At 72.6% G+C, this 15,780-nt stretch carries 13 protein-coding genes; 6 read left to right on the forward strand and 7 right to left on the reverse strand.

All coding sequences use genetic code 11. The features are described 5' to 3' along the window. Window positions 1-71: 71 nt before the first annotated feature. The 6 genes from AB0M76_RS08875 to speB all read right to left on the reverse strand — a co-directional run bounded on the left by AB0M76_RS08875 (window position 72) and on the right by speB (window position 9,485). On the reverse strand, window positions 72-1,505 hold the full coding sequence (locus AB0M76_RS08875; protein WP_365952228.1) for a S28 family serine protease: 1,434 nt from the start codon (window positions 1,503-1,505) through the stop codon (window positions 72-74). Between the two features lie 84 nt (window positions 1,506-1,589). Continuing rightward, window positions 1,590-1,991: a hypothetical protein gene (locus AB0M76_RS08880; protein WP_365952229.1), complete on the reverse strand. Its 402-nt coding sequence runs from the start codon at window positions 1,989-1,991 to the stop codon at window positions 1,590-1,592. A 131-nt stretch (window positions 1,992-2,122) separates the two neighbouring features. Further along, the gene (locus AB0M76_RS08885; RefSeq protein ID WP_365952357.1) at window positions 2,123-5,959 is read right to left on the reverse strand and encodes an ABC transporter ATP-binding protein; all 3,837 of its coding nucleotides are present in this window, start codon (window positions 5,957-5,959) and stop codon (window positions 2,123-2,125) included. A gap of 139 nt (window positions 5,960-6,098) precedes the next feature. Continuing rightward, the gene (locus AB0M76_RS08890; RefSeq protein WP_365952230.1) at window positions 6,099-6,695 is read right to left on the reverse strand and encodes a UTRA domain-containing protein; all 597 of its coding nucleotides are present in this window, start codon (window positions 6,693-6,695) and stop codon (window positions 6,099-6,101) included. 87 nt (window positions 6,696-6,782) lie between these two features. After that, window positions 6,783-8,468 carry a thiamine pyrophosphate-binding protein gene (locus tag AB0M76_RS08895; protein WP_365952231.1) on the reverse strand — a complete coding sequence of 562 codons (1,686 nt, stop codon included), beginning with the start codon at window positions 8,466-8,468 and terminating at the stop codon, window positions 6,783-6,785. Between the two features lie 39 nt (window positions 8,469-8,507). Beyond that, the gene (gene speB, locus AB0M76_RS08900; protein WP_266666864.1) at window positions 8,508-9,485 is read right to left on the reverse strand and encodes an agmatinase; all 978 of its coding nucleotides are present in this window, start codon (window positions 9,483-9,485) and stop codon (window positions 8,508-8,510) included. Window positions 9,486-9,601: 116 nt separating this feature from the next. Here speB and AB0M76_RS08905 point away from each other — a divergent pair, with 116 nt between their 5' ends. The 6 genes from AB0M76_RS08905 to AB0M76_RS08930 all read left to right on the forward strand — a co-directional run bounded on the left by AB0M76_RS08905 (window position 9,602) and on the right by AB0M76_RS08930 (window position 15,263). Further along, window positions 9,602-11,005, forward strand: a complete 1,404-nt coding sequence (locus tag AB0M76_RS08905) for a helix-turn-helix domain-containing protein (RefSeq protein WP_365952232.1) — start codon at window positions 9,602-9,604, stop codon at window positions 11,003-11,005. Between the two features lie 130 nt (window positions 11,006-11,135). Next, on the forward strand, window positions 11,136-11,459 hold the full coding sequence (locus tag AB0M76_RS08910; RefSeq protein ID WP_365952233.1) for a hypothetical protein: 324 nt from the start codon (window positions 11,136-11,138) through the stop codon (window positions 11,457-11,459). 170 nt (window positions 11,460-11,629) lie between these two features. After that, window positions 11,630-12,787 carry an acyl-CoA dehydrogenase family protein gene (locus tag AB0M76_RS08915; protein ID WP_030297823.1) on the forward strand — a complete coding sequence of 386 codons (1,158 nt, stop codon included), beginning with the start codon at window positions 11,630-11,632 and terminating at the stop codon, window positions 12,785-12,787. A 35-nt stretch (window positions 12,788-12,822) separates the two neighbouring features. Further along, window positions 12,823-13,701, forward strand: coding sequence for an acyl-CoA thioesterase II (locus AB0M76_RS08920; protein WP_365952234.1), 879 nt, complete (start codon window positions 12,823-12,825; stop codon window positions 13,699-13,701). A gap of 85 nt (window positions 13,702-13,786) precedes the next feature. Next, on the forward strand, window positions 13,787-14,275 hold the full coding sequence (locus AB0M76_RS08925; RefSeq protein ID WP_365952235.1) for a hypothetical protein: 489 nt from the start codon (window positions 13,787-13,789) through the stop codon (window positions 14,273-14,275). A 22-nt stretch (window positions 14,276-14,297) separates the two neighbouring features. After that, on the forward strand, window positions 14,298-15,263 hold the full coding sequence (locus AB0M76_RS08930; protein WP_365952236.1) for a cation diffusion facilitator family transporter: 966 nt from the start codon (window positions 14,298-14,300) through the stop codon (window positions 15,261-15,263). Here AB0M76_RS08930 and AB0M76_RS08935 read toward each other — a convergent pair. Further along, window positions 15,260-15,733, reverse strand: coding sequence for a MarR family transcriptional regulator (locus AB0M76_RS08935; RefSeq protein WP_365952237.1), 474 nt, complete (start codon window positions 15,731-15,733; stop codon window positions 15,260-15,262). The two genes, AB0M76_RS08930 and AB0M76_RS08935, sit on opposite strands and share 4 nt — an antisense overlap. Window positions 15,734-15,780 lie beyond the last annotated feature (47 nt).

A 15,780-nucleotide genomic window follows, 5' to 3' on the forward strand; every position in this document is an offset into this window, starting at 1 on the left:
CCTGGGACGCCCAGGCGTACCAGGACCAGCCGTACTACCTCTCCCGTGGCCCCTCGGGCCCTACCCGGGAGCTACGGCCGCAGCTGCGGCTCGCGCTCCTGGTCCTTCTGGTCGAGCACCGCGTCGGGCTTCGCCAGCGGCGTCGCCCGGCCCGCGTCGGCGAGCGCGGCGGCCGGGGCGACCCCGGCCCACTGCAGGATCTTCTGCGTGGCCAGCGCCTTCTCGCCCTCCTGGAGCTTGGCGACGTTGGCCCCGTGGTTGGCACCGGGCGCGATCATCACGTAGCTGTCGCGGACGGTGTAGCCGAGGTGGAACGGTTCGGCACCCCACGGGTCGTTCTGCCCGTACACGAACAGCATCTGGTCGGCGTTGCGCTTCACCCAGCTGTCCACGTCCGCCATGACCCCCGGCTGGAAGGTCATCGGGATCTCGCGGGGCACGAAGTTGCGCGGCGGCTGGTAGCCGTAGCGGCTCAGGCCCCCCAGGTGCGGCTGCTTGATGTCGGGCGAACCGAGCTGCGTACCCGCCTGGTAGTAGTACGGCGTGTACGTCTCGAGGCCCTGGTCGGCGTAGGCCGAGAAGCCGGAGATCGCGTCGATCGAGTCCCAGATCTCCTGGTCGCTCGCGGTCGCGGCGGCCGGGATGGAGGCGCAGTCGGCGAGCAGGCTGTACTGCCAGAAGGCCCACACGTAGTCGAGCACGACGGCCTCGTAGGCCTTGTCGAGGTTGCCGACGGTGGTGAAGGTCCAGCCGTTCTCGGCGGCGGCGGCCACGTACTTGGCCTCCAGCGGCTCACGGCGGACGAGCGCCTCGCGCTGCACCGCGTTCAGCTTGTCGCGGCACTCCTTGGTGCCGACCTTGGCGAAGAACCGGTCGTACGCCGAGTCCTCCTTGTTGACGACGTCGTTGGGCGCGACGTACGCGACGACACCGTCCATGTCACGCGGGTAGTAGCGCTCGTAGTACGTCGCCGTCATACCGCCCTTGCTGCCGCCCGTGGCGAGCCAGTTCTTCTTGTAGACCTTCTTCAGGGCGGTGAAGATGCGGTGCTGGTCGCTGGCGGCCTGCCAGATGTCCAGGTTCGCCCAGTTGGCCGGATCGGGCCGGGAGGGCGTGAAGAATCGGTACTCCAGCGACACCTGGTTGCCGTCGACGATGGTCGTCGGCTCGCTGCGGCGCGGGCTGGTGTTGACGTTGTAGCCGGAGGTGAAGAACACCGTGGGCCGGGAGACGTCCTTGTGCAGCAGGGTGAGGCGCTGCTTGAAGGTGCCCTTCGACGGGTTCCGGTGGTCGACCGGCTGTTCGTAGTTGAGTACGAAGAAGCGGTACCCGGGGTACTCCTTCTCCTCGATCAGACTCATCCCCGCAATGGCGAGGATCTCGTCCTTGATGTCCGTCGCGGCGGACGGCCCTGCGGCGGTGGCCGCCTGAGCCGTGAAGCCGGCTGCGCCCATGGTGCCGATCAGCACCACGAGCGACAGCAGCCAGCCGAGCGTCTTGCGCATTCACCCTCCCCTGAGTTCACTTCGGTCGCCCGTGAACCTAGCGGGGTCAACGCACGGCTGACCAGACCTAGTTGGGTCGCTCGTTCAGCACAGGATCCAGCCGGATTCGGCGGATCCGGCCTCGATGCTCCCCTTTACATACACGCAGCGGCTGATCGCACCGACGGTGACAGGACCGGCATATCGGGTGAATCGCCCCGCATCGCCGACCGGGACCCCGCCGCGCGGCTGGATGCTGACCGCCATCGCCCGGCGCCGGCCCGGGTCGTGGGCCACCGTCACCGCGCAGGCCTGCGTACGGCTCTTGTAGATGCGTACCTCGCCCGTCGGCAGAGGCAGCGTCCTGACCAGGCCGCCCCCGCAGCCACCGGTCGCCGCGTGCGCCGGCGGCGCCGCGATGAGGCCGCCGAGGCAGAGCGCGAGCCCCGCCGTGAACACCCCTGCCGACGCGGCCCCCCGGCCGCGCCCCTTCCGCCCGTGCTCCACCCTGTCCCCCCGATCGGTCGTACGTAACACGTACGCACGTACGACGCACGGACCCCCCGGAAGGTTGCATACGGCAAGATCCGGGGGGCGGGACGGAGCGGCGGCGGGTACTGCGGCTCAGACGGGGCGACTCATGCCGCTGCGGGCTCGTCCTCGCCGACGAAGGTGCGCCACAGTTCGGCGTAGCGGCCGCCGCGGGCGACGAGTTCGGCGTGGGTGCCGTCCTCCACGACCCGGCCGCGGTCCATGACCACGACCCGGTCGGCGCGCGCGGCCGTGGTCAGCCGGTGTGCCACCACCAGGGTGGTGCGCTTGCCGGCGAGCCGGTCCGTGGCCTGGTTGACCTGGGCCTCGGTGGCCAGGTCGAGCGCGGCGGTGGCCTCGTCGAGCAGCAGCACGTCCGGGTCGACGAGTTCGGCGCGGGCCAGGGCGATCAGCTGGCGCTGGCCGGCCGAGAGGTTGCGCCCGCGCTCGGCGACGGTGTGCAGGTAGCCGCCGTCGAGGGTGGCGATCATGTCGTGGGCGCCGACCGCGCGGGCGGCCGCCTCCACCTCGGCGTCGCCCGCCTCGGGCCGCCCGTAGGCGATCGCGTCGCGGACCGTCCCCGGGAACAGGTACGGCTCCTGCGGGACGACCCCCAGCCGGTGGCGGTACGCCGTCAGGTCGAGCTCCCGCAGATCGGCGCCGTCGGCGGTGACCCGACCCGAGGTCGGGTCGTAGAACCGGGCCACGAGCTTGACCAGCGTGGACTTGCCGGCGCCGGTCTCGCCGACGAAGGCGACCGTCTGGCCTGCGGGTATCCGCAGGCTGATTCCGGCCAGTGCGTCGCCCTTCTCGCCGCGTTCCTCGGCGGTGCCGTACGCGAACCGCACGTCCTCGAACGCGATCTCGCCGCGCAGCTCCCTGACCTCGCGGGGCTCGGCCGGGCGCGGGGTGCTGGTGGGCTCGCGCAGCAGCCCCTGGATCCGGCCGAGGGAGACGGTGGCCTGCTGGTAGCCGTCGAAGACCTGGGAGAGCTGCTGGACGGGGGCGAAGAACAGGTCGATGTAGAGGAGGTACGCCACCAGCGCTCCGGTGGTGAGGGTGCCGGCCTCGACCCGCCCCGCGCCGACGATCAGCACGGCGGCCGCGGCCCCGGAGGACAGCAGCTGCACGAAGGGGAAGTAGACGGATATCAGCCACTGGCCGCGCACCCGGGCCTGGCGGTACGAGTCGCTCCGCTCGGCGAACCGGGCGGCGCCGGCACGCTGGCGGCGGAAGGCCTGGACGATGCGCAGCCCGGAGACGGACTCCTGGAGGTCGGCGTTGACCAGGCTGACCCGGTCGCGGGCGAGCTCGTACGCGGCGACCGACTTGCGGCGGAACACGAACGTGCCGAGGACCAGCACGGGGAGCGTGGCGAAGACGATCAGCGCGAGCTCGACGTCGAGGACGAGCAGGGCGATCAGGATGCCGAAGAAGGTGAAGACGGAGACGACGGCGGTGACGAGCCCGGTCTGCAGGAAGGTCGAGAGGGCGTCCACGTCGGTGGTCATCCGGGTCATGATCTTGCCGGTCAGCTCGCGCTCGTAGTAGTCGAGTCCGAGGCGCTGGAGCTGGGCGAAGATCTTGACGCGCAGGACGTACAGCACGCGCTCGCCGGTGCGCCCGGTCATCCGGGTCTCGGCGAACTGGGCGGCCCACTGGGCGACGACGACGGCGAGCGCGAGAACGGCGGCCACCCAGACGGCGCCGAGCGCGGCCTGCTCGACGCCCTTGTCGATGCCGTGCCGGATCAGGATCGGGAGCAGCAGCCCGGAGCCGGCGTCGACGGCGACGAGGCCGAGGCTGACGGCGAGGGGCGCCCAGAAGCCGTGGAGCAGCCGGCGCAGGTTGTAGCTCTTCTCGGCGGACGCGGCCCGGTCCTCGTCCACGGCGGGCTCGTCGTCGGCGGGCGGCAGCGCGGCCACCTGCGCGAGCAGCTCGGGGGTGGCCGGCATGCCGGCCACGGCGCCGGCCATGGAGGGGGCGGCGCCGGGTGCGCCGGTCCCCGCGGCGGTCCCGACCGCCGCGGCGGACTCCGATTCCTCCTGGCGGCGCCACAGCTCGGGGGTCACCCCGTCGGCGACCCGCCGCTTGGCGTTGACCGGCTCGGAGTCGATCTCGGCCTCGAGTTCGATGTCCCGTTCGAGGTTCCCCTCGATGTCCCGCTCGAACTCGGCCATCGCGGGCGCGTCGGGGGTGCGCGGCGAGGCGGCGCCGAGCGCGTCCGGATCGGTGAGCAGCCGCCGGTAGAGGGGCGACCTGCGCTCCAGCTCCTCGTGCGTTCCGATGTCGGAGAGCCGCCCGCGGTCGAGTACGGCGATCCGGTCGGCCAGCGCGAGCGTGGAGCGGCGGTGCGCGATGAGGAGGGTGGTGCGGCCGGCCATGACGGCGCGCAGCGCCTCGTGGATCTCGTGCTCGACGCGGGCGTCCACGGCGGAGGTGGCGTCGTCGAGGAGCAGCAGCCGGGGGTCGGTGAGGATGGCGCGGGCGAGCGCGATGCGCTGGCGCTGGCCGCCGGAGAGGGTGAGCCCCTGCTCGCCGACCGTGGTCCCGTACCCGGCGGGCAGGGCCTTGATGAACCCTTCGGCCTGGGCGGCGCGGGCGGCGGCCTCGATCTGCGCGTCGGTGGCTTCGGGGTGGCCGTAGGCGATGTTGGCGCGGATGGTGTCGGAGAACAGGAAGGAGTCCTCCGGCACGAGCCCGATGGCGGCGCGCAGCGAGTCATACGTCAGCCCGCGCACGTCGTGTCCGCCGACGCGGACGGTGCCGCGGTCGGCGTCGTAGAAGCGGGGCAGGAGGAGGGAGACGGTGGACTTGCCGGAGCCGGAGGATCCGACGACGGCGACGGTCTCGCCCTCGGTGATGGTGAGCGAGAACCCGTCCAGGACGGGCCGCTCGGGGTCGTACCCGAAGACGACCTCGTCGAATTCGACGGTGGCGGGGGCGTCGGCGGGCAGCTCGTGCGTGCCCTCTTCGATGACGGGCTCGGTGTCGATGAGCTCGAAGACCCGCTCGACGCCGGCGCGGGCCTGCTGGCCGACGGTGAGGACCATGGCGAGCATGCGGACGGGGCCGACGAGCTGGGCGAGGTAGGTGGAGAAGGCCACGAAGGTGCCGAGGGTGACCTGGCCGTTGGTGGCCATCCAGCCGCCGAGGGCCAGCATGGCGACCTGGGCGAGGGCGGGCACGGCCTGCAGGGCGGGGGTGTATCGGGAGTTGAGCCGGATGGTCCGCATCCGCCCGGCGAACAGCCGCCGCCCGGCGGCGCGCAGCTTGCCGGTCTCCTGCTCCTCCTGGCCGAAGCCCTTGACGACGCGGACGCCGGTGACGGCCCCGTCGACGACGGTGGCGACGGCGGCGGCCTGGCCCTGGGCCCACCAGGTGGCGGGGAAGAGTTTCCTGCGGCTGCGCTTGGCGATGAACCAGAGGGCGGGGGCCATGAGCAGCGCGACGAGGGTCAGCAGCGGGGACAGCCACAGCATGACGCCGAGGGATATCCCGAACAGCAGGAAGTTCCCGATGGTCATGGGCAGCATGAAGAGCAGCCCCTGGATCAGCTGGAGGTCGCTGGTGGCCCGCCCGACGACCTGGCCGGTGGACAGCTCGTCCTGGCGGCGTCCGTCGAGGCGGGCGATGGTGTCGTACATGTCGGTGCGCAGGTCGTGCTGGACGTCGAGCGCGAGGCGGCCGCCGTAGTACCTGCGGATGTACGTCATCACGTACACGATGACCGCGGCGCCTATGAGCAGCCCGGCCCATATCCCCATGGGCTTGCTGTGGTCGCCGATGACGTCGTCGATGATGACCTTGGTGACCAGCGGCACCAGCGCCATGACCGCCATGCCGCCCAGGGAGGACCCGAGCGCCAGCAGCACATTGAGCCGGTACCGCCAGGTGTATGCGGCGAGCCGCCGGGCCCAGCCCTGTTTCCCGCCCGCTGCCATCTCTGCCGCCGCCACGTGACGCCTCCCCGTTGTTCCTGTCCTGCCGCCTCCCCCAACGCCACGACCGGCGGATTTCATCCCCCGGCAACAATCGCACCGGCGTTCACCCCCGGCGACCGCGCTTCACCCGACCGGGGGACTACGGCGCGTCGAACTCGTACTCGAGTACGTATGCGGAGGCGTCGAGGACCATCTCGTTGACCTCGACCGCCCGCCCGTCGGAGGCGAAGGCGGTACGGCAGACCAGCACCACCGGGGTCCCGGCCGCCAGGCCGAGCCGTTCGGTCTCCTCGGGGGAGGGCATCCGCGACCGGACCTCCTCGCGGAACCGGGCCGGCCCGTGGCCGAGCTCGGCGAGCCGCGCGTAGATCCCGCCGGGCCCGCTGTCTGGCTCCGTGACGGGCGTACCGGCCACGAGCGCGGCGTCGAGGTACGAGGTGGCGAGCATGACGGGCTTCCCGTCGAGCAGGAACCTCCGACGCCGGACGCAGGCGGGCGCCCCCTCGGCGAGTCCCAGCACGGCCGAGACGGCCGCCGGTGCGGGCTCGTCCCCGACGGAGAGGAACTCGACGGCGGATTCCCGGCCCTCGGTGTCACCCTCCCAGACGGAGCGCCCCGCACCCCGCACCCCGGCGGCCGGCCGGTGGATCCCGCGCCGCCGCACGATGACCCCGGAGCCCTCGCGTACCTCGGCCTGCCCCTCGACGCGGAGCCGTCCGGCGCCGTCACCCGGCATACGAATCCTCCCTGATCACCTCTGGATGGATCTGGACATCTCCGGACATCCTAGGCAGGAGATCGGGAGGGTGCTCCGATTCGGGGGTCAGAGGTGGGTCGGGGCGAACATTTTGAGCGTGGCCGGGAGGAGCAGGAGTGTCGGGCCCGGGGTGTCGAGGGACTTGGCCAGGTCTTCGCGGAGGGTTTCCGGGGTCGTCGTCGACGCCGGGACGCCAAAGGACTGGGCCAGGGCAACGAAGTCCGGGCGCGTGAGTTCCGTGCCCGTCGTGCGGCCCTCGAAGGAGTCCGTCATGTACTCCCGCAGGATGCCGTAGCCGCCGTCGTCCACGATCAGCCAGGTCACGTCCAGGTCGTGCTGCTTCGCCGTCGCCAGGTCCGCGATCGAGTACATCGCGCCGCCGTCGCCCGAGACGGCCAGGACCGGGGTGTCCGGTTCCGCGACGCAGGCGCCGAGGGCCGCCGGGAAGGCGTAGCCGAGGCCGCCCGCGCCCTGGGCCGAGTGCATCGTGTTGGGGTGCTTCGCGTCGAACGCCGACCAGGCCCAGTAGGACAGGATCGTCATGTCCCAGAAGGAAGGGGAGCTGGCGGGGAGCGCCGCGCGGATCGACGTGAGGAGCCCGCGCTCCAGAGTCACGTCCTGGCCGGCGAGTCGCGTTTCGATCTCCGACAGGACCATCCGGACGCGCTCCGGCGCCTGCGCGTCCTCGCGTTCCGGGACCGTTTCCAGGAGGGCCTGGAGGGCGAGGCGGGCGTCCGCGTGGATGCCGAGGGCCGCGTGGTTGGACTCCAGCTTGCCGAGGTCCGCCTCGATCTGGACGACCCGGCCCGTCGGGAAGAACGTGTGGTAGTTGGAGGACAGTTCGCCCAGGCCGGAGCCGACGACCAGGAGTACGTCCGCGTCCTCGAGGAAGTCCGTCATGTGGCGGTCCTCCAGCCAGGACTGGAGCGACAGCGGGTGCGTCCACGGGAAGGCGCCCTTGCCGCCGAAGGTGGTGACCACCGGGGCGTTGAGGCGTTCGGCCAGCTGCCGGAGCTTTCCTGCCGCGTCCGAACGGATGACCCCGCCGCCCGCGATGATCACCGGGCGGGAGGCCCGCCCCAGCCAGTGCGCCGCCAGAGCGGTGAGCTCGGGGCGCGGGGCGAGCTCGTGCGGGGTTGCGTCCACGCCCGTGACCTGGGGGATCACCGTTTCGGCGCGGAGGACGTCCTCCGGGATCTCCACCCAGACCGGGCCGTGCGGAGCCGTCAGCGCCGATTCCCAGGCTTCCGCGATCACGGAGGGGATCTGCGACGGGGTGCGGGCCGTGTGGACCGACTTCACCACGTCCCGGAAGGACGCCGACTGGTCCCGCAGCTCGTGCAGGTGCCCGCGCCGGCCGCCGCCCAGGCCCGCCACCGGGACCTGCGAGGCGATGGCGAGGACCGGCGCCGACGCGGCGGCCGCCTCCGCCAGGGCCGGCAGGGCCATCAGCGCGCCCGGCCCCGTGGAGAGCAGGAGGGGGACCGCCTCGCCGGTGATGCGGCCGTACGCGTCCGCCGCGAACCCGGCGTTGTTCTCCGTCCGCAGCCCGATCAGCCGCAGATCGGAGCGCCCCACCGCGTCGAAGACGCCGAGTGCGTGCTGCCCCGGCAGCCCGAACACGGTGGTGGCGCCGAGCGAGCGCAGCGTCTCCACTACCAGGTCCCCGCCCGTCCGCCCCGGCGGCGGCGCGAGAGCGGCCGCCGTCTGGGCCTCGGTGGGACGGAGCACCAGGTCGTGGTCGTGCGTCACGTGCGCTTACTCGCCCTTCATCGGTTCTTGCTTCGCCGCTTACTTCGCCTTCGCGGCAGCGATCTGGCGGCTCATGATCGTCGTCAGCTCGTACGCGGTGTGCGAGGCCGCGACCGAGGTGATCTCGGCGTGATCGTACGCCGGGGCGACCTCGACGACGTCCGCCGAGACCAGGTTGCAGGAGGACAGGCCCCGGATGATCTCCAGCAGCTCGCGGGAGGTCATGCCGCCCGCCTCCGGGGTGCCGGTGCCGGGCGCGTGCGCGGGGTCCAGCACGTCGATGTCGATCGAGATGTACAGCGGGCGGTCGCCGATGCGCTGGCGCAGCTGGTCCGCGACCTCGTCGGCGCCGCGGCGGTAGACGTCGGCCGAGGTCACGATGCCGAAGCCCATCTTGGCGTCGTCGTCGAGGTCCTGCTTGCCGTAGAGCGGGCCGCGCGTGCCGACGTGGGAGAGCGCCTCGGTGTCGAGGATGCCCTCCTCCACGGCGCGGCGGAACGGCGTGCCGTGCGTGTACTCGGCGCCGAAGTACGTGTCCCAGGTGTCCAGGTGCGCGTCGAAGTGCAGCAGCGCCACCGGGCCGTGCTTCTTGGCGACGGAGCGGAGCAGCGGGAGGGCGATGGTGTGGTCGCCGCCCAGGGTCATCAGGCGGGAGCCGGCGCCGAGCAGCTCGTCGGCGGCCGCCTCGACCGTCTCGACGGCCTCGTTGATGTTGAAGGGGTTCACCGCGATGTCACCGGCGTCCGCCACCTGGGCGAGCGCGAACGGGGAGGCGTCCTGCGCCGGGTTGTACGGACGCAGCAGGCGGGAGGCCTCGCGGATGGCGTTGCCGCCGAAGCGGGCACCGGGGCGGTACGAGACACCCGAGTCGAACGGCACGCCGACGACGGCGACGTCCGCCGAGCCGACCTCGTCCAGGCGCGGCAGCCGGGCGAAGGTCGCGGGGCCCGCGTAGCGCGGGATGCGGGAGGAGTCGACCGGTCCGCGCGGCGTCTGCTCGGTGCGCTCGTTGCTCATCGGGGTGTGCCCTTCTGGAGGTCCTACGGTGCGGTCCTTCGAGCGTAAGCGGGTACCTGTGGCGCGCGAAGTGTAGATTTCATCCACACGGTGCCACTTTTTTGTACGGAGTATCCATGGACGTCCCCCGGCCCGGCCCGCCTGCTCCGCCCGATCACCCTGTGGCGCCCGTGGCACTGGGGGCGCTGCTCGCGGACCGGGAGCTCGGACTGCGGCACGTCGCGGGGCCGGCCGAAGCAGGAGTGCACGGCGTGCACGCCTCCGAGATGGCCGACCCTTCCCCTTATCTGCTGGGCGGGGAGCTGCTGCTGACCGCCGGGGCCGGCAACACCGACCACGACGCCTACGTGGCCCGGCTGGTCGCGGCCGGGGCGGCCGCCCTCGGGTTCGGTGTGGCCCCCGTGCACGAGGAGGTGCCGCCCGCGCTGGCCGAGGCCTGCGCCCGGCACGGGCTGCCGCTGCTCGAGGTCCCGCCGCAGACCCGGTTCACGGCCGTCGCCCGCGCCGTCTGGCGCCTCATGGCCGAAGCGCGGACCCGCGAGCTGCGCCGGGTCACCGAAGCCCAGCAGGCCCTCGCCGCCGCGGCCGCCCGCCCCGATCCGGTCCCGGCGGTGCTGGCCCGCCTCGCGGCGGGCCTCGGCGGACACGTACGGCTGTGGCCGGACGGCCGGGCCGCGGGCAGCCCGCCGCCTCCGGAGGCCGGGGCCGTACCGGCTGCCCTCGACGCGCTGCTGGCCCGCGTCGGCCGCGCCGAAGGTCCCGCGACCGCCACCGACCAGGCCGACGGCTGGCACCTGGCCGCCTACGCCCTCGGCCGCCACGCCGCGCTCGGCACGGCCACCCCGGCGCGGACCCCCGGCGACCACACCGTCGCCTCGGTCGCCGCCGTCCTGCTGGCCCTGCTCACCGCCGACCGGCCCGCCGGGGCCGAGGCCGCCGCGCTGGCCCGGCTGCTGCTGGGCGGCTCCCCCGCCGAGGCGCTGGCCGGGCCCGGACCCTGGTACGCCGTCCACGCCCGCGGCGGCGCCGACCCGCAGGCCCTCGCCGCCGCGCTGGGCACCGTACTGCTGGACCCGGCCGGCCCGGCCGTACGGCTCCTCACCGACCGGGAGCCCTCCGCACAGCCCGGGTGGCGGCTCGGGGTGAGCGCCCCGGCCGCGCCCGACACCCTGGCCACCGCCGACACGCAGGCCCGCCGGGCGCTGGAGCGGGCGGAGGCGGCACGCACCCCGCTGGTCCGGCACACCGGCGCGGGGCTCGGCGCCCTGGTGGACCCCGCCGAGGCCCGCGCCCACGCCGAGGCCCTGCTCGCCCCGCTGCCCCCGGCCCATCGGGAGACCCTGCGCGCCTGGCTGGCGCACCACGGCAGCTGGGACCGGACGGCCGCGGCCCTCGGCGTCCACCGCAACACCGTCCGCCAGCGCATCGCCCGTGCCGCCGCCCTGCTCCGCAGCGACCTCGACGACCCGGACACCCGGATGGAGCTGTGGTTCGCGCTGACCCGGGACACCGGGGTCTGACGGGCACCGGCCGGGGACGACTGCGCCGTACGGATGGACTCGGGCCGTACGGCGGCGGATGCGGTGCTTCGCGGTGCGCGGCGGCCTACGTTCGCACTGTTCCCCGCCCCCTCCTCGAAAGGCACTACTCGTGCGATCGATCCGCCTCGCCCTGACCGCTCTCGCCGCCGGCGGCGTCATCCTGGCCGGTGCGTCAGCAGCCTCCGCCGACGACAACTTCGTCGTGTACGCGCCGATCGACAACACGTACTCGATCGTCTTCGGCGACCTGACCCAGCTGGCCGGCGACGACGTGTTCAACGCCGGCCGCGACAACACGGTCGGCTCCCACAACGGCGGGGCGCCGACCGGCGACATCGGCATGGCGGCGCTGCCCGGGACCCAGATCCTGAGCAACGAGGCCCTGATGCAGGGTGCCGCCGGCCAGTGGACCGGCAGCATGCTCGGCAAGTAGGCCCGGGCACCGGGTGTCCGGCGGCCCGCACGACAAGGCCGTCGGACATCACACCCGGTCGCCCTCCCGACTCTGGACAGCCCGCCCAACCCACGGGTAACTTAATAGTCTGAGCAAGCGCTTAGACACGGCGCGACAGCGCGACGGGCGACAGGATCGAGGAGGCGGCTGTGCGCCGTACCGTTTTCAACGAGGACCACGAGGCGTTCCGCGAGACCATCCGCGCCTTCATAGAGGCCGAGGTCGTCCCGGTCTACGACGAGTGGTTCGCGGCCGGCCAGGCCCCGCGCGACTTCTACTACAAGCTCGGCGAGCTGGGCGTCTTCGGCATCAACGTCCCCGAGGAGTTCGGCGGCGCCGGCCTGGACACCCACAAGTTCGAGGCCGTCCTGTACGAAGAGACCTCCCGCGCGGGCGTGAACTTCGGCGGCTCCGGCGTGCACGTGCTGCTCGCCCTCCCCTACATCAAGATGCTGGCCGACGACGAGCAGAAGAAGCGCTACCTGCCGAAGTTCGTCTCCGGCGAGGAGATGTGGGCCCTCGCGATGACCGAGCCGGGCACCGGCTCCGACGTCGCGGGCATGAAGACCACCGCCAAGCTCTCCGAGGACGGCACGCACTACGTCCTCAACGGCTCCAAGACCTTCATCACCGGCGGCGTGCACGCCGACCGTGTGATCGTCTGCGCCCGCACCGCCGCCCCGCGCGAGGACGACCGCCGCTTCGGCATCTCCCTGTTCGCCGTGGACACCAAGTCCGAGGGCTACTCCATCGGCCGCAAGCTCGACAAGCTCGGCCTGCGCACCTCCGACACGGCCGAGCTGGCCTTCGTCGACGTCAAGGTCCCGGTCGAGGACCTGCTCGGCGAGGAGGGCAAGGGCTTCTACTACCTCGGCCACAACCTGGCCTCCGAGCGCTGGGGCATCGCGTTCGGTGCGTACGCCCAGGCCGCCGCGGCCGTCCGGTTCGCCCAGCAGTACGTCACCGACCGCACCGTCTTCGGCAAGCCGGTCGCGCACTTCCAGAACACCAAGTTCGAGCTGGCCGCCTGCCAGGCCGAGGTGGACGCCGCCCAGGCCGTCGCGGACCGCGCCCTGGAGGCCCTGGACGCCGGCGAGCTGACCCCCGCCGAGGCCGCCTCGGCGAAGCTGTTCTGCACCGAGGTCGCGCACCGTGTGATCGACCGCTGCCTCCAGCTGCACGGCGGCTACGGCTACATGAACGAGTACCCGATCGCCCGCCTGTACGCCGACAACCGCGTCAACCGCATCTACGGCGGCACCAGCGAGATCATGAAGTCCATCATCGCCAAGTCGATGGGCCTGTAAGGGCCCTTCGGGACAAGGGACTTACCCTTCCCCTCATGAACGAGGCACTGACGACGCTCCTCGATCTGCTCGACCTCGAGCAGATCGAGGAGAACATCTTCCGCGGTACCAGCCGTTCGGCGCTGGTACCGCGCGTCTTCGGCGGACAGGTCGCGGCCCAGGCCCTGGTCGCGGCCGGCCGTACCGTTCCCGATGACCGCACCGCGCACTCGCTGCACTCGTACTTCCTGCGCGCCGGGGACCCGGGCGCGCCGATCGTGTACGCGGTCGACCGGATCCGCGACGGGCGCTCCTTCACCACCCGCCGGGTCGTCGCCGTCCAGCACGGCCAGCCGATCTTCCACCTCTCCGCGTCCTTCCAGACGTACGAGGAGGGCCTCGACCACCAGGTCGCGATGCCGGACGCGCCCGATCCGGAGACCCTGCCGACGGCCGCCGAGTCCCTGCCGGCGTACCGGGAGATCTTCCGCGACCCGGGCACGGTGGAGCGGCTGATCGAGGCGCGCGGCGCGGTGGACCTGCGGTACGCGACCGTCCCGCCCTGGGGCAGCGTCGGCGAGCCGGTCGAGCCGCGCTCGCAGGTGTGGTTCCGTACGGCCGGCAAGCTGGAGAGCGGCGACGCGCTCCTGCACACCTGCCTGGCCACGTACGTCTCGGACATGACCCTGCTCGACTCGGTGCTGCTCGCGCACGGCCGGGGCGGCTGGGCCGTCGGCGACGTGGTCGGCGCCTCGCTGGACCACGCGATGTGGTTCCACCGGCCGTTCCGCGCCGACGAGTGGCTGCTGTACGACCAGGAGTCCCCGTCGGCGGCCGCCGGGCGCGGCCTCGGGCAGGCCCGGATCTGGACGCAGGACGGGCGGCTCGCCGTGACCGTCATCCAGGAGGGCGTGGTGCGCGTCCCGCGCGCCTGACCCCGGAGCATCCTGTGGGCCGGGCACTGCGTGGGCTCGGCCACAGTGCGGAACTGACCGGACGGGCAGGACGTCGACTGCAAGCGTGATCATTCTGCTGTTCGCCCTCACTCTGATCTCCCCGTTCGCGGGCGTGCTGGTCCTCGGCCGGCTCGCCGTCCACGTGGTGGTCACGGTCCGGCGGCGCTCCGCCCCGGACCTGCTCGGCGCGGGCACCTTCCTGCTGGCCGCCCTCCTCGCCCTGTGCGCCGCGGGCTCGGTCTACGTCTGGGGCGTGTCGTACGGGGTGTACGTCCTCGATCCCGACGAGGTGTGCGGGTACGCCCAGTGGGGCGAGCACGAGAAGATGGTCGTCTGGGAATCGTCGTTCCCGCTCTCCGTCCACTGCGCCGACCACCCCGGGGATCCGGGCGGGCGGCAGCTGATCCCCGACTGGGTGAACCCGGCCTTCGTGGCCGCCGCCGTGACCGCCGCGGCCTGCACGTTCGCGGCGCCGTTCGCGGCCCTGCTGCGGCGCAAGGCGCTCGGGGGCCGGACGGCGGTCCCGTCGGGTGTCGCTGACCCCTCGGACTGAGCGTCGGCCCTACCGTCACCTCATGCCCGAGGAATCCGAAAGCGTCGGTACGGTCGTCGTCGCCGTGGTCACCAATCTGGGGATCGCGGCGGCCAAGGCGTTCGGGGGCATCGTCAGCGGGTCGAGCGCGATGCTGTCGGAGGCCGCGCACTCGGTGGCCGACACGGTGACGGAGATCCTGCTGCTGACCGCGCTGAAGCGGAGCGCACGGCCCGCGGACGAGGCCCACCCGCTGGGCTACGGGCCGGAGCGGTACATCTGGGCGCTGCTCGCGTCGATCGCGACGTTCGCGGGCGGCGCGGTGTTCTCCGTGTACGACGGGATCCACACGCTGGTGCAGGGCGAGGAGCCGGGCGACCCCGCGCTCTCGTACGTGATCCTCGCCGTGGCGTTCCTCCTGGAGGGCTACTCGCTGCTGGTGGCCTGGCGGCAGATGCGGGGCGAGGCGGCCCGATTGCGGGCCCCGCTGGGCGTGTACGTGAAGCACACCCCGGACACGGCGGTGAAGGCGGTGCTGCTGGAGAACGTGGCCGCGCTGATCGGGCTGGCCCTGGCGGCGGGCGGCCTGCTGGGGGCGCAGCTCACCGGGTCGGGGGTGTCCGACGGGATCGCGTCGCTGCTGATCGGGCTGCTGCTGGTGGCGGTGGCGTGGGAGCTGGGCCGCTCGAACGCCCAGTACCTGATCGGGCGGCCGCTGCCTGCGGGGATGCGGGCCGAGGTGCGGGAGGAGCTGCTGACCGTGCTGCACATCGAGGGCGTGCTGGAGCTGACGACGCTGGTGCAGGGGCCATCGGAGGTGCTGATCGCGGCGAAGATCGACTTCCACGACCTGGCGTCGGCCCGGCAGGTGGAGGCGGCGTGCGAGGACGCGGAGGACCAGCTGCGGGAGCGGTGGCCGGCCATCCGCAGGGTGTACCTGGACCCGACGCCCGGCCCCGGCCCCGGCCCCGACGCCGGCCCCGGCCCCGACGCCGAGGTCCGGCCCTAGGACTGCTGTTCGTTCTCCGGGCGGGCCTTGAGTTTGGCCCAGATCGCCTCCAGTGCGGCTATGTCCGCGTCGTCGAGGCGGTCGTCGAAGACCTCGGCGAGGGCCTCGCGGCGGGTGGCGTCGGCCTCCGCGAAGGCGCGGCGGCCCGCCTCTGTGAGGGCTACGCCCACGGACCGGGCGTCCGTCGGGGACGGGACCCGTTCGATCAGGCCGCGGGCCCGGAGCGAATCGGCGACGCGGGAGACCTGACTGCGGCTGAGCAGGGTCCTGGTGCCCAGCTCGGAGGGGGCGACCGGCTCTTGCTGGACGCTCAGCCACAGCATGACCTCGAACCACGACAACGGCAGGTCGTGCCGGCGCGTGAGCGCCTGGTCGACCTGGGCGGTGAGGGTGGTTCCGGCCCAGACCAGGCCGTAGAAGGCGTGGTCGCGGGGGGTGAGACCGTCCAAGTTGAGATTCGTGTGCGCCATGCAGGAAGGATACCGGGTTGCGTGCACACGCACACATCGTTAATGTG

The sequence above is a fragment of the Streptomyces sp. NPDC051364 genome, from assembly GCF_040682115.1.
Lineage (GTDB): Bacteria > Actinomycetota > Actinomycetes > Streptomycetales > Streptomycetaceae > Streptomyces.

Bases quoted from the DNA above. Each gene is read 5' to 3' on its own strand.
- AB0M76_RS08875 (WP_365952228.1), bottom strand. From the start codon at position 1,505: ATGCGCAAGACGCTCGGCTGGCTGCTGTCGCTCGTGGTGCTGATCGGC.
- AB0M76_RS08890 (WP_365952230.1), bottom strand. From the start codon at position 6,695: ATGCCGGGTGACGGCGCCGGACGGCTCCGCGTCGAGGGGCAGGCCGAG.
- AB0M76_RS08905 (WP_365952232.1), top strand. From the start codon at position 9,602: ATGGACGTCCCCCGGCCCGGCCCGCCTGCTCCGCCCGATCACCCTGTG.
- AB0M76_RS08930 (WP_365952236.1), top strand. From the start codon at position 14,298: ATGCCCGAGGAATCCGAAAGCGTCGGTACGGTCGTCGTCGCCGTGGTC.
- AB0M76_RS08920 (WP_365952234.1), top strand. From the start codon at position 12,823: ATGAACGAGGCACTGACGACGCTCCTCGATCTGCTCGACCTCGAGCAG.
- AB0M76_RS08885 (WP_365952357.1), bottom strand. From the start codon at position 5,959: ATGGCAGCGGGCGGGAAACAGGGCTGGGCCCGGCGGCTCGCCGCATAC.
- speB (WP_266666864.1), bottom strand. From the start codon at position 9,485: ATGAGCAACGAGCGCACCGAGCAGACGCCGCGCGGACCGGTCGACTCC.
- AB0M76_RS08935 (WP_365952237.1), bottom strand. From the start codon at position 15,733: ATGGCGCACACGAATCTCAACTTGGACGGTCTCACCCCCCGCGACCAC.